This is a genomic window from Pseudomonas sp. ICMP 561 (assembly GCF_002699985.1).
GTDB lineage: Bacteria > Pseudomonadota > Gammaproteobacteria > Pseudomonadales > Pseudomonadaceae > Aquipseudomonas > Aquipseudomonas quasicaspiana.
Genome location: NZ_LKBT01000002.1, coordinates 113,976 through 126,418, shown reverse-complemented (window position 1 = coordinate 126,418; position 12,443 = coordinate 113,976). Strand labels below are relative to the sequence as shown.

The window sequence follows — 12,443 nt, the reverse complement described above, 5'->3', positions numbered from 1 at the left end:
TTGGATCAGCCGATTTCGTCGGCCCAAAGCGTCTGAACCGCTTCGAGCACTTTCTCGCCGACGCGGCCAGAGGTGTCGTCGAAGTCCGGCAACTGCTTGATCATCAGTTGCAGCTTGGTAAACCCCACCGAGTAAGGATCGACGCCGGGATGATTCTCGGCCAGTTCCTCAGCGATTCGTTGTACGTCATTCCAACCGTAACTCATGACAGCTTCTCGATCAGTGCGGCGCTTCGGCCGCATGGTTAAGCGAATACTTGGGAATTTCAACCGTCAGGTCTTCATTTCCGACGATCGCCTGACAAGACAGGCGAGACTGAGGTTCCAGCCCCCATGCCTTGTCCAGCATGTCTTCTTCCAGCTCATCCGCTTCATTCAACGAGGCAAAACCCTCGCGAATGACGCAGTGGCATGTGGTGCAGGCACAAACACCACCACAGGCACTTTCAATCTCGATGTGATGCTCGTGAGCAATTTCGAGAATAGACGTGCCGGGCTCGACCTCAACAACCAGCCCATCCGGACACAGCACGGCATGGGGCAGAAAAATCAGCTGCGGCATCAGTTATTCCTCAATGTCATTCAGATTGCGCCCCGCCAGAGCGGCTTTTACCGTCATATTCATGCGGCGGGCTGCAAATGCATCGGTCACCTGCGAGAGAAGCTTGGTCTGCTGCTCGATGGCGGGGCCATCGGTGCCTTGCATCAATTCACGTAATTCCTGCAACTGCAGGTCGATGACCATGCGCTCTTCGGCATCCAGCAAGCGCTCGCCGTCGACTTCCAGTGCTGCTTCCACTGCCTCGACGAGGCGCTGGGCATCAACCTGCTGCTCGCGCAATACGCGGGCAACTTTGTCGTCACTGGCGTTGGCGAAGGAATCCGTGAGCATCCGGGCAATTTCGCCATCGGTCAGCCCATAGGACGGCTTGACCTGGATGCTCGACTCAACACCCGAACCCAGCTCGCGGGCCGAGACACTGAGCAGACCGTCCGCATCCACCTGGAACGTCACACGGATTTTTGCCGCACCCGCCACCATGGCCGGAATGCCGCGCAATTCGAAACGAGCCAGGGAGCGACAGTCGCTGATCAACTCACGCTCGCCTTGCAGCACGTGAATCATCATTGCCGACTGGCCGTCTTTGTAAGTGGTGAACTCCTGAGCGCGCGCGACCGGGATCGTGGTGTTACGCGGAATCACCTTCTCCATCAGGCCGCCCATGGTTTCCAGTCCCAACGAGAGCGGAATCACGTCGAGCAGCAACAACTCACCACCGTCACGCTTGTTGCCAGCGAGGGTATCTGCCTGGATCGCCGCACCAATGGCGACCACTTGATCCGGGTCGATATCCGTCAACGGCTGGCGACCGAACAATTCAGCTACAGCGCCCCGCACACGCGGGACGCGAGTAGAACCGCCGACCATGACCACCGCTTCGACTTCATCCAGCTCGATACCAGCATCACGCACAGCACGACGGCAAGACTTGAGACTGCGGGCAACCATTGGCTCGATCAGCGCTTCGAAAGCGGGCCGCGTCAGCGTGCCATTCCAGGTGCCGTATTCGACGTCGACTGAAGCCTCGCTGGTCAGCGCTTCTTTAGCCGAACAAGCCGCTTGCAACAAACTTCGCTGAGCAGACGGGTCGATATCGGCAGACAAGCCTGCCTCACTGACAATCCAGCCCGCAATCGCATGATCGAAGTCGTCGCCGCCCAGCGCAGTATCACCACCGGTTGCCAGAACCTCAAACACGCCGCCAGTGAGACGCAGAATAGAGATGTCGAACGTACCGCCGCCCAAGTCATAAATCGCAACAACGCCCTGGGCGCTCTGATCCAGACCATAAGCCACGGCTGCAGCGGTCGGCTCATTGAGCAGGCGCAGCACGTTAAGACCCGCTAATTTGGCGGCGTCCTTGGTGGCCTGGCGCTGAGCGTCGTCGAAATAAGCCGGAACAGTGATGACCGCCCCGACCAGATCACCACCCAACGCCTGCTCAGCACGCTGACGCAGAACCTTGAGGATATCGGCAGAGACTTCCACCGGGCTTTTCGGCCCCTGAACGGTCTCGATGAACGGCATGTGCGACTCACCGCCTACAAAGCGATAAGGCAACTGCTCGCCCAATTGCTTGACGTCGGACAGACCACGACCCATCAAGCGCTTGACCGACAATACAGTGTTGAACGGATCCGTCGAAGCGGCGCCTTTGGCAGCCTGCCCCACTTCAACGCGATCAGCGTGATACCGCACAGCAGACGGCAGAATGACTTGCCCTTCTGCGTCGGCCAGCGGTTCGGAAAGGCCACTGCGCAGTGCAGCAACCAGCGAATTGGTAGTCCCCAGGTCAATACCCACCGCCAGACGACGCTGATGAGGTTGGGGGCTTTGACCGGGTTCGGCGATCTGCAGTAGAGCCATGCTTTATCAGAATTTCACAGGCGTGCGGCCAGAAGCAGCACGGAGTTAATCGTCGAGGCGCTCTTCAAGCTGGCGCACTTCGTAAGAGAGCTTGTCGAGGAACTGCATGCGCCGCATAAGGCGCTCGGCCTGTTCGCGTTGCGCAGCATCATCCCAACAGGCCGCAAAGCTTTCGTTCAGTTCGTCCTGAGCAGTCTTGAGGCGACGCTTGAAAACCGCGACACCCGCCAGATCAGCCTCGTCCTGCAGATCCTCAAGCTCTTCGCGCCATTGCATCTGCTGCAGAAGAAACTCGGGATCGTGCACGGTGACTTCAAGAGGCACTTCGCCGCGCATCGCTAATAGATAGCGCGCCCGTTTCGGAGCGCTCTTGAGCGTCTGGTAGGCGTCGTTAAGACTGGCGGAGCGCTCAAGCGCCAACCGCTGCTCACGCTCGGAGGCGTCCGCAAAACGGTCGGGATGAACCTCGCGAGCAAGCTCACGGTAGCGCGTCGCCAACTGATCAAGGTCGAGGCGAAAGCCCGGCTGAAGCTCGAATAGAGCGAAATGACAAGGAGTACCCACAATAAGCCTCAGACGTTGAAGCTTTCGCCGCAGCCACATTCACCGCGCGAGTTGGGATTGTTGAACTTGAAGCCTTCGTTCAACCCTTCCTTGACGAAATCAAGCTCGGTGCCATCGAGATAGACCAGGCTTTTCGGGTCAATGATCACCTTGACGCCGTGAAGTTCGAACACGGTGTCTTCGCTTTGCGCCTCATCGACGAACTCAAGCACATAGGCAAGACCTGAACAGCCTGTGGTGCGAACACCCAGACGAACGCCGTCACCTTTGCCGCGCCCATCAAGGGAGCGTCTTACGTGATTTGCGGCAGCTTCTGTCATGCTGATAGCCATCGGAACTCCTTATTACTTCACACCAGCTTCTTTAGAAAACGCTGCTATTACAGCAGGCCTTTCTTCTGCTTGTAGTCACGAACTGCCGCCTTGATAGCGTCTTCCGCGAGTACCGAGCAGTGAATTTTCACCGGAGGCAAAGCCAGTTCTTCGGCTAACTGAGTGTTCTTGATGGTCTCTGCTTCATCCAGAGTCTTGCCCTTCATCCACTCGGTTGCCAGAGAGCTGGAAGCGATAGCCGAACCGCAACCATAAGTCTTGAACTTGGCGTCTTCGATGACGCCCTGCTCGTTGACCTTGATTTGCAGACGCATAACGTCGCCGCAAGCAGGAGCGCCGACCATGCCGGTGCCAACATCTGGATCTTCCGCGTTCATCTTGCCGACGTTGCGCGGATTTTCGTAGTGGTCAATGACCTTTTCGCTGTAAGCCATGATGCTATTCCTCTATCAGGGAGCCGCTCTGCAAGCCATGCAGCAACTGGTTGAAACATGGCCTGTCTGTAAGGCGGCTTTTAATTAGTGCGCCGCCCACTCGATCTTGGAAATGTCGACACCGTCTTTGTACATGTCCCATAGCGGCGAAAGTGCACGCAGCTTGGTGACCGCTTCGCAGACTTTCTGCGCGGCGTAGTCCATTTCTTCTTCAGTACTGAAACGACCAAAGGTGAAGCGTATCGAGCTATGCGCCAGTTCGTCATTACGACCAAGGGCGCGCAGCACATAGGAAGGCTCAAGCGACGCGGAAGTACAGGCAGAGCCGGACGAAACGGCCAGATCCTTGAGCGCCATGATCAGCGACTCGCCTTCGACGTAGTTGAAGCTCAGGTTAAGGTTGTGCGGCACACGAGCAGTCATGCTGCCGTTGACGTACAACTCTTCGAGATGCTCGACCTGCTTGTAGAAGCGATCGCTCAAGGCTTTGACTCGCACGTTTTCTGCGGCCATTTCTTCCTTGGCAATACGGAAGGCTTCACCCATACCGACGATCTGATGCGTCGCCAGAGTCCCGGAACGCATGCCACGTTCGTGACCACCGCCGTGCATGGCCGCTTCAAGGCGAACACGCGGCTTGCGGCTGACGTACAGCGCGCCGATACCTTTAGGGCCATAGGTCTTGTGGGCAGAGAACGACATCAGGTCAACCTTGAGGCTGGCCAGATCGATTTCAACCTTACCGGTGGACTGCGCAGCATCAACGTGGAACAGCACACCACGGGAGCGGGTCAGCTCACCAATGGCAGCGATGTCGTTGATGGTGCCGATTTCGTTGTTAACGTGCATGATCGAAACCAGAATGGTGTCGTCGCGCAGAGCGGCTTCAACCATCGAAGGCGTGATCAGACCGTCTTCACCAGGCTCGATGTAAGTGACTTCAAAACCTTCACGCTCAAGCTGACGCGTGGTGTCGAGCACAGCTTTGTGCTCGATCTTGTTGGTGATGATGTGCTTGCCTTTGCTGGCGTAGAAATGCGCAACGCCCTTGATGGCGAGGTTGTCGGACTCGGTAGCACCGGAGGTCCAGACGATTTCACGCGGATCGGCATTGACCAGATCGGCGACCTGACGGCGAGCGTTCTCGACCGACTCTTCAGCTTTCCAGCCGAATACGTGGGAGCGCGATGCCGGGTTACCGAAGTTTCCGTCAGCGGTCAGGCACTCAATCATTTTCTGAGCGACACGCGGATCGACCGGGGTCGTCGCGGAGTAATCAAGGTAAATCGGCAACTTCATTGAATCTCTCCTATCAGGCAGGCGCACCGCTGATTCATCTACGCTCATTCAACGGCGGACGTTTCAATCTTATCCAGGTACTGGGTCTTGGCGCTGGTACGGCGCATATCCTGGCGCTGGGCAACTTCTTGTACCTCACGGCGAGTGACAAGGTCGGCCAGACTGATACCGCTTAGAAATTCGTGAATCTGCTCGCTGAGGTCACACCACAAATGGTGAGTCAGGCAAGTGTCACCAGCGTGGCAATCACCCAACCCCTGGCAACGCGTGGCATCTACAGATTCGTTGACGGCATCGACCACCTGGGCAACCTTGATGCCGTGCATGTCGCGGGACAACTGATAACCACCACCGGGACCACGCACACTGGAGACCAGATTGCCACGGCGCAGCTTGGCGAACAGTTGCTCAAGGTAGGACAGGGAAATGCCCTGACGCTCGGAAATGTCGGCCAGAGACACTGGCCCGTTCTGCGCATGTAACGCCAGATCAAGCATGGCAGTTACAGCGTATCGGCCTTTAGTAGTCAGTCGCATGGCGTATACCGCAGAGGTTCGGAATGAGAGCGAGTATGCTATTCCCGAGTATTTAAGTCAACTATAAGACCTAGCAAAACAGTCGGGATTGGACGCAAAACAGCGGCCGCATCATAGCAAACACTGGGGTGCATGGCACGCCCCGGATGCAGCCCCGTCAACCAACCTTGCTTTCGCCCTTGTCTTTCACGCAATCAAACACTTCGTCACGCAGCTCTGGCAGCTCCTTGGCGCAGTAATCGCTGCCAAGGCCTTTTAGGGCCTCGCACATGCCTTCGAGACGACCATCCACCGCTTGCAAGTGATCAAGCAACTGACCAATCGCACGCGCCACCGGGTCTGGCATATCTTCACTAACCCCGTAGGCATCAAAACCCAGCTTCTCGGCAATCGCCTTGCGCTTGGCCTCTACATCATCACTGGATTTGATAATGATCCGCCCAGGGATCCCTACCGCCGTAGCACCTGCCGGAACAGCCTTGGTGACAACCGCATTGGACCCGATCTTGGCGCCAGCACCGACGGTAAACGGCCCAAGTACCTTGGCGCCCGCCCCCACCACAACGCCGTCTTCCAGCGTCGGATGGCGCTTGCCTGCGTTCCAGCTGGTGCCTCCCAGGGTAACGCCCTGATAGAGCGTTACGTCATTGCCGATTTCAGCCGTTTCGCCAATCACAATACCCATGCCGTGATCGATGAAAAAACGCCGCCCGACCTTGGCGCCGGGATGGATTTCGATACCAGTCATCCAGCGACCGAAATTCGAAACCACCCGCGCCGGCCATTTCCAGCCGTTGGTCCACAGAATGTGTGCCAGCCGATGCAGCCAGATGGCGTGCATGCCGGGGTAGCAGGTCAGCACTTCAAAGGAGTTGCGCGCAGCAGGATCGCGATGAAACACACTCTGAATATCTTCTCGCAGACGCTCGAACATCATTGTTCCTTCCGTTTGTACGGTTCACCACGTGCAGCCTTCTGGGTCTCGGTAAGGATGCCGCGCAAAATACTGATCTCGGAACGATTCACCTCACTGCGGCCGTACAGGCGACGCAGTCGGGCCATCAAGTGGCGAGGTTTTTCCGGATCGAGAAAGCCGATAGCCACCAGCGTTGATTCGAGATGGCCATAGAAGCCTTCCATCTCATCCATGGTCGCCAGGTCAGCGCTGCGCACCGAGGTCACTTCAACTTTTTCGACCTTGGTGGGCTGGCCCTGCGTAGCCAGCCACGACATGCGCACCTCGTAGCTGAGGACCTGCACCGCCGCAGCGAGATTCAGCGAGCTGAACTCTGGATCAGACGGGATATGCACGTGGTAATGACATCGCTGCAGTTCCTCGTTGGTCAGGCCGGCGTATTCACGACCAAACACCAGAGCGACTTCTGCGCCCTGCCCTGCCTGCTCGGCAGCCATCACGCCCGATTCACGCGGGTCGAGCAACGGCCACGGAATACGACGGTCCCGGGCACTGGTACCCATGACCAGATTGCATCCCACCAGAGCATCTTCAAGGGTCGCGACGACCTGGGCTTTCTCCAGAATATCGCCAGCGCCCGAAGCGCGGGCATCCGCTTCATGGTGAGGAAAGAACTGCGGATCAACGAGCACCAGGCGCGAAAGCCCCATGTTTTTCATGGCACGAGCAGCCCCACCGATGTTACCGGGGTGACTGGTACCGACCAGGACAACACGAATGTTTTGCAGCAAGGCGAGTGCTCACAGATAAGTAGAGGGGGTGAAATCTTACAGAACAGCCGAGGTGAACGCTATGAACGGTTGCGGCTTGCTACGCACGGGCGCGAAGCGGGACCGGTATTAGCCGGGAAGGCGGCATTTCTGACGATACAAATACGTCGTCTGTAGCGACCTCTCCCCGGCCAAAGCAGACCCCAAGACTTCACACCAATATCCAGGATTACGCAGATCCTTTGGGAGATCACCCGGTGTCCCTGACACAGCGCTGTCGCAAAGCAAACAGTGGACCTGTAGGAGTGAGCTTGCTCGCGATTCGATCTCTTGGCCGACTAATTTGTCGCCTGGGCTGACGCTATCGCGAGCAAGCTCACTCCTACAGTGAAAGCATTCCAAATCAGGTAGTTGCATTTTGTTTGATAGGAGCAGAGCTTGCTCGCGATAAGGCTGGACGCAGTTCACTCCAGATCGCATCCAGCCTTATCGCGAGCAAGCTCTGCTCCCACAGGAACCAGTGTCTGACGATACAAATGCGTCGTCTGTAGCGGCCTCCTCCCAGCTAAAGCCGTTCCCACGACATTGGCTAGATACTCAACACATCCAGTTAACCACTGGAAAAGTTCCGCCACAGCCAATACAATGTTCGGCTTTCTTTAACGACCTAGGTGAAACGTCCATGCAGCCCATGCTGAATATCGCGCTGCGCGCCGCCCGCAGCGCCAGCGAATTGATCTTCCGCTCCATCGAGCGCCTGGATACCATCAAGGTCGATGAAAAAGGTGCGAAGGATTACGTCAGCGAAATCGACCGCGCTGCCGAGCAACTGATCATCACCGCCCTGCGCAAGGCCTACCCGACTCACGGCATCCTTGGCGAAGAAACCGGCATGCATGAGGGCAGCGGCGAAGGCGCTGACTACCTGTGGATCATCGACCCACTGGACGGCACCACCAACTTCGTTCGCGGTATCCCGCACTTCGCCGTCAGCATTGCCTGCAAACATAAAGGCCGCCTGGCTCACGCAGTGGTTCTGGATCCGGTTCGCCAGGAAGAATTCACCGCCAGCGCAGGTAACGGCGCACAGCTTAACGGTCGCCGCATGCGCGTCAGCCCGCGCACCAGCCTTGATGGCGCCCTGCTCGGCACCGGCTTCCCGTTCCGCGACGACCAGATGGACAACCTGGAAAACTACCTGGGCATGTTCCGCAGCCTGGTAGGTCAGACCGCAGGCATCCGCCGCGCAGGCGCCGCGAGCCTGGACCTGGCCTACGTAGCTGCCGGTCGCTTCGACGCATTCTGGGAATCGGGCCTGTCCGAGTGGGACATGGCTGCAGGCGCACTGCTGATTCAGGAAGCAGGCGGTCTGGTCAGCGACTTCACGGGCGGTCACGACTTCCTGGAGAAAGGCCACATCGTTGCTGGTAACACCAAGTGCTTCAAAGCTGTTCTGACCTCCATCGCACCGCACCTGCCGGCCACGATGAAGCGTTAAGATTCAGCCCCATAAAAAACCGGCCAAGTGCCGGTTTTTTTGTGCCTGCCACTTTCCGCCAGACCAAAAAAGAAAAAGCACCCGAAGGTGCTTTTTCTGATCAACACAGACTCAAAACTTATTGCTGGTTTTGACCCAGAATCAGCTGGCCTTCCTTGTTGACTGGAATCTGACCGCCTGGATCACGATCCATGCGCACCTGACCCACCTTGTCGTTCAGCTTGTACTTCACGTCATAACCCACGACCTTGTCGCTGATGTCATTGACCGTGTTGCAGCGAGTTTCGGTGGTGGTGTAAGTGTCGCGGTTCTGCATGCCTTCCTGAACCTTGTTACCGGCATAGCCGCCGCCAACAGCGCCCGCTACGGTGGCGATCTTCTTGCCGTTACCGCCGCCTACCTGGTTACCCAGCAAGCCGCCTGCAACAGCGCCGATCACACTGCCCACAATCTGGTGCTCATCCTTGACCGGAGCACGCTTGGTTACGGTTACATCTTTGCAAACTTCACGCGGCGTTTTTATTTGCTGTTTAACCGGCTCGACTGCCAGTACATCCGCATATTCCGGGCCGCTTTTAACGAGGCTGTAGGTGGCAACAGCACCGCCAGCCGTAACAACGGCAGCGCCCAGCACAGCACCAACAAGCAACGATTTGTTCACGTGAACCTCCTGACCATCTCAAACGTAGTTTCCTACGCAGTGCTTGGGGTCGTTACCGTTCCAGCGTGAGCCTCGGCAATCCACGAACCCAAGCCTTGGAGCATAAAAAAGGGCATGAGTTCAATACTCATGCCCTTTTGGCATCACACTCGGAGAGAACTGCGATCAGGGTAGATCGTCAGCCTTATCGACGACCACAGGAGGAATAAGATCCTCAGTGGTCAGGTTCAGCCAGATCAGCACCACGTTCGCGATGTAGATGGAGGAGTAAGTACCCGCCACAACACCCACGAACAGCGCGATGGAGAAACCCTCGAGGTTGTCACCACCAAATACCCACAACGCAGCAATCGCCAGCAAGGTCGAAACCGACGTTGCGACAGTACGCAGCAGCGTCTGAGTGGTAGAGATGTTGATGTTCTCGATCAACGACGCCTTGCGCAGTAAACGGAAGTTTTCCCGCACGCGGTCGAATACGACGATGGTGTCGTTCAGCGAGTAACCGATGATCGCCAGCACCGCCGCCAACACCGTCAGGTCGAAGGTGATCTGGAAGAACGACAGGATACCCATGGTCACCACAACGTCGTGGATCAGGGAGATGATCGCACCCACCGCGAACTTCCACTGGAAGCGGAAAGCCAGGTATATCAGAACACCGCCCAGAGCCAGCAACATGCCCAGACCACCCTGGTCGCGCAGCTCTTCACCCACTTGCGGGCCTACGAACTCGACACGCTTCACGGTAGCCGGGTTGTCGCCACCTGCTTTACGCAGCGCATCGGCAACCTGAGAACCCAACTGCGGATCTTCACCGGGCATACGCACCAGCAGATCGGTAGTAGCGCCAAAGCTCTGCACCACAGCATCGTGATAACCGGAGCTGACCAGTTCTTCACGAACCTTGCCCAGGTCGGCAGGACGCTCGTAAGTCAGCTCGATCAGCGTACCGCCGGTAAAGTCCAGACCATAGTTGAGGCCCTTATGGAACCAGCTGAACAACGCCAGAGCAGTAAGTAGCATCGTAACGGCGAACGCAATATTGCGAACGCCCATGAAGTTAATGGTACGTAACATGGCAGCCCCTTAAATCCACAACTTCTTGAAGTCACGCCCGCCATAGATCAGGTTGACCATTGCGCGGGTCACCATGATGGCCGTGAACATCGAGGTAAAGATCCCGAGCGACATGGTCACCGCAAAACCCTTCACCGGGCCGGTGCCCATTGCGAAGAGAATGCCGCCGACCAGCAGCGTCGTCAGGTTGGCGTCGAGGATCGCGGTATAGGCGCGGTCGAAACCTTCATGAATCGCACGCTGGACGGTCATGCCATTGGCGATTTCCTCGCGTATCCGCGAGAAGATCAGCACGTTGGCGTCCACCGCCATACCCATCGTCAAGACGATACCGGCAATACCCGGCAGCGTCAGCGTCGCACTCAGCAGCGACATCAATGCCAGCAGCATGACCATGTTCAGCGCCAGAGCGACTGTTGCGATCAAACCGAAGAAGCGATAGATCGCCATGATGAACAACGACACGAACAGCATGCCCCACAGGGAAGCATCGATACCCTTGGTGATGTTGTCAGCACCCAGGCTCGGGCCGATGGTGCGCTCTTCAGCGAAGTACATCGGCGCAGCCAGACCACCGGCACGCAGCAACAGCGCCAGCTCGGAAGACTCACCCTGACCGTTCAGACCGGTAATCCGGAACTGAGCACCCAGCGGCGACTGAATGGTCGCCAGGCTGATGATTTTCTTCTCTTCCTTGAAGGTCTGAACCGGCACGTCTTTCTCGACGCCGTCGACCATCTGCTTGGTGTAAGTAGTGGTTGGCTTCTGCTCGATGAAAATCACCGCCATGCTGCGGCCCACATTGCTGCGGGTGGCACGGCTCATCAAATCGCCACCGTGACCGTCCAGCGTGATGTTCACCTGTGGACGACCATGTTCGTCAAAGCTGGCCTTGGCGTCAGTCACCTGATCACCGGTGATGATCAGACCACGCTCCACAGGAGCTGCCGGACGACCGCCTTCGCGGAACTCGAACATCTCGGTAGTGGCTTTGGAGTCATCCGGACCTGCGCCCAGACGGAATTCCAGGTTGGCCGTCTTGCCCAGAATACGCTTGGCTTCAGCGGTGTCCTGCACGCCCGGCAACTCAACCACGATGCGGTTGGCACCCTGACGCTGAACCAGAGGCTCGGCAACACCCAGCTCGTTGACCCGGTTACGCACCGTGGTCAGGTTCTGCTTGATGGAGTAATCGCGGATTTCGTTGATTTTCGCCGGAGTCATCGCCAGGCGCAGAACAGGAATCCCGTTCAGTTCAGCCGGAGTGATCTCGAAATCGGTGTAATTCTTGCGAACCAGTACGCGGGCTTCTTCACGGGCAGCGTCATCGCTGAACCCCAGTTGAATAGCGCCACCCACTTGCGGCAGGCTGCGATAACGCACCTTTTCCTTGCGCAACAGGCTTTTGACTTCGCCTTCATAAACTTTCAGACGCGCATCCAGCGCCTTGTCCATGTCAACTTCCAACAGGAAGTGCACACCACCGGACAAGTCCAAACCCATCTTCATCGGGGTTGCGCCAAGATTACGCAACCATGTCGGAGTGGTACGTGCCAGGTTAAGTGCGACGACATAGTCATCACCCAACACCTTGCGCACAACATCCTTGGCCGGCAGTTGGTCTTCCTGCTTGGTCAGACGCAACAAACCGCCTTTGCCATTCTCGGCCAGGGAAGAGGCCTTGACCGCGATTCCGGAATCAACAAGCGCTTTGCTCGCACGCTCCAGATCAGCCTGACCCACCTGCAACGCAGTGCTTGCGCCGCTGATCTGGATCGCTGGATCGTCAGGGTAGAGATTGGGTGCGGAATAAATAAAACCGATCACCAGCACCGCCAGGATCAGTACGTATTTCCACAGAGGGTATTTGTTCAGCATCACGCCGCCCGCTTATAACGCGGGGCGCCTTGCGCGCCCCGTCGATTGGTA

At 57.3% G+C, this 12,443-nt stretch carries 14 protein-coding genes; 1 reads left to right on the top strand and 13 read right to left on the bottom strand.

Annotated elements, in window-relative coordinates:
* Nucleotides 1-5: 5 nt before the first annotated feature.
* The 10 genes from iscX to trmJ all read right to left on the bottom strand — a co-directional run bounded on the left by iscX (nt 6) and on the right by trmJ (nt 7,299).
* Nucleotides 6-206 carry a Fe-S cluster assembly protein IscX gene (iscX, locus tag AO242_RS03000; protein WP_099267610.1) on the bottom strand — a complete coding sequence of 67 codons (201 nt, stop codon included), beginning with the start codon at nt 204-206 and terminating at the stop codon, nt 6-8.
* A 13-nt stretch (nt 207-219) separates the two neighbouring features.
* On the bottom strand, nt 220-561 hold the full coding sequence (gene fdx, locus AO242_RS02995) for an ISC system 2Fe-2S type ferredoxin (protein WP_027902644.1): 342 nt from the start codon (nt 559-561) through the stop codon (nt 220-222).
* 3 nt (nt 562-564) lie between these two features.
* Nucleotides 565-2,427, bottom strand: a complete 1,863-nt coding sequence (gene hscA, locus AO242_RS02990) for a Fe-S protein assembly chaperone HscA (protein ID WP_099267609.1) — start codon at nt 2,425-2,427, stop codon at nt 565-567.
* 45 nt (nt 2,428-2,472) lie between these two features.
* On the bottom strand, nt 2,473-2,991 hold the full coding sequence (hscB, locus tag AO242_RS02985; protein WP_099267608.1) for a co-chaperone HscB: 519 nt from the start codon (nt 2,989-2,991) through the stop codon (nt 2,473-2,475).
* A gap of 8 nt (nt 2,992-2,999) precedes the next feature.
* Nucleotides 3,000-3,323, bottom strand: coding sequence for an iron-sulfur cluster assembly protein IscA (gene iscA / locus AO242_RS02980; RefSeq protein ID WP_027902647.1), 324 nt, complete (start codon nt 3,321-3,323; stop codon nt 3,000-3,002).
* 47 nt (nt 3,324-3,370) lie between these two features.
* Complete coding sequence (iscU, locus tag AO242_RS02975) at nt 3,371-3,757, bottom strand: Fe-S cluster assembly scaffold IscU (RefSeq protein WP_002552476.1); 387 nt, start codon at nt 3,755-3,757, stop codon at nt 3,371-3,373.
* Between the two features lie 84 nt (nt 3,758-3,841).
* The gene (locus AO242_RS02970) at nt 3,842-5,056 is read right to left on the bottom strand and encodes an IscS subfamily cysteine desulfurase (RefSeq protein ID WP_027902649.1); all 1,215 of its coding nucleotides are present in this window, start codon (nt 5,054-5,056) and stop codon (nt 3,842-3,844) included.
* 44 nt (nt 5,057-5,100) lie between these two features.
* The gene (gene iscR / locus AO242_RS02965) at nt 5,101-5,592 is read right to left on the bottom strand and encodes a Fe-S cluster assembly transcriptional regulator IscR (RefSeq protein WP_027902650.1); all 492 of its coding nucleotides are present in this window, start codon (nt 5,590-5,592) and stop codon (nt 5,101-5,103) included.
* Nucleotides 5,593-5,749: 157 nt separating this feature from the next.
* Nucleotides 5,750-6,526 carry a serine O-acetyltransferase gene (cysE, locus tag AO242_RS02960; RefSeq protein WP_099267607.1) on the bottom strand — a complete coding sequence of 259 codons (777 nt, stop codon included), beginning with the start codon at nt 6,524-6,526 and terminating at the stop codon, nt 5,750-5,752.
* On the bottom strand, nt 6,526-7,299 hold the full coding sequence (gene trmJ, locus AO242_RS02955) for a tRNA (cytosine(32)/uridine(32)-2'-O)-methyltransferase TrmJ (protein ID WP_027902652.1): 774 nt from the start codon (nt 7,297-7,299) through the stop codon (nt 6,526-6,528). The genes cysE and trmJ overlap by 1 nt, the downstream gene beginning before the upstream one ends.
* Before the next feature lie 661 nt (nt 7,300-7,960).
* Here trmJ and suhB point away from each other — a divergent pair.
* A complete protein-coding gene (suhB, locus tag AO242_RS02950; protein ID WP_027899882.1) occupies nt 7,961-8,776 on the top strand; it encodes a type III secretion system regulator SuhB in 816 nt (271 codons plus the stop codon).
* 118 nt (nt 8,777-8,894) lie between these two features.
* Here suhB and AO242_RS02945 read toward each other — a convergent pair whose 3' ends face one another.
* The 3 genes from AO242_RS02945 to secD form a co-directional block, all read right to left on the bottom strand.
* Nucleotides 8,895-9,437, bottom strand: coding sequence for a glycine zipper 2TM domain-containing protein (locus AO242_RS02945; RefSeq protein WP_027899883.1), 543 nt, complete (start codon nt 9,435-9,437; stop codon nt 8,895-8,897).
* Between the two features lie 165 nt (nt 9,438-9,602).
* On the bottom strand, nt 9,603-10,514 hold the full coding sequence (secF, locus tag AO242_RS02940; RefSeq protein ID WP_095094266.1) for a protein translocase subunit SecF: 912 nt from the start codon (nt 10,512-10,514) through the stop codon (nt 9,603-9,605).
* Between the two features lie 9 nt (nt 10,515-10,523).
* A complete protein-coding gene (gene secD / locus AO242_RS02935; protein ID WP_099267606.1) occupies nt 10,524-12,392 on the bottom strand; it encodes a protein translocase subunit SecD in 1,869 nt (622 codons plus the stop codon).
* Nucleotides 12,393-12,443: the final 51 nt, after the last annotated feature.

What these genes read in the sequence shown, in the direction of transcription:
- secF (WP_095094266.1), bottom strand. Translation starts at nt 10,514, where the DNA reads ATGTTACGTACCATTAACTTCATGGGCGTTCGCAATATTGCGTTCGCC.
- fdx (WP_027902644.1), bottom strand. Translation starts at nt 561, where the DNA reads ATGCCGCAGCTGATTTTTCTGCCCCATGCCGTGCTGTGTCCGGATGGG.
- AO242_RS02970 (WP_027902649.1), bottom strand. Translation starts at nt 5,056, where the DNA reads ATGAAGTTGCCGATTTACCTTGATTACTCCGCGACGACCCCGGTCGAT.
- iscU (WP_002552476.1), bottom strand. Translation starts at nt 3,757, where the DNA reads ATGGCTTACAGCGAAAAGGTCATTGACCACTACGAAAATCCGCGCAAC.
- hscA (WP_099267609.1), bottom strand. Translation starts at nt 2,427, where the DNA reads ATGGCTCTACTGCAGATCGCCGAACCCGGTCAAAGCCCCCAACCTCAT.
- iscA (WP_027902647.1), bottom strand. Translation starts at nt 3,323, where the DNA reads ATGGCTATCAGCATGACAGAAGCTGCCGCAAATCACGTAAGACGCTCC.
- suhB (WP_027899882.1), top strand. Translation starts at nt 7,961, where the DNA reads ATGCAGCCCATGCTGAATATCGCGCTGCGCGCCGCCCGCAGCGCCAGC.
- iscX (WP_099267610.1), bottom strand. Translation starts at nt 206, where the DNA reads ATGAGTTACGGTTGGAATGACGTACAACGAATCGCTGAGGAACTGGCC.
- iscR (WP_027902650.1), bottom strand. Translation starts at nt 5,592, where the DNA reads ATGCGACTGACTACTAAAGGCCGATACGCTGTAACTGCCATGCTTGAT.
- cysE (WP_099267607.1), bottom strand. Translation starts at nt 6,526, where the DNA reads ATGTTCGAGCGTCTGCGAGAAGATATTCAGAGTGTGTTTCATCGCGAT.
- secD (WP_099267606.1), bottom strand. Translation starts at nt 12,392, where the DNA reads ATGCTGAACAAATACCCTCTGTGGAAATACGTACTGATCCTGGCGGTG.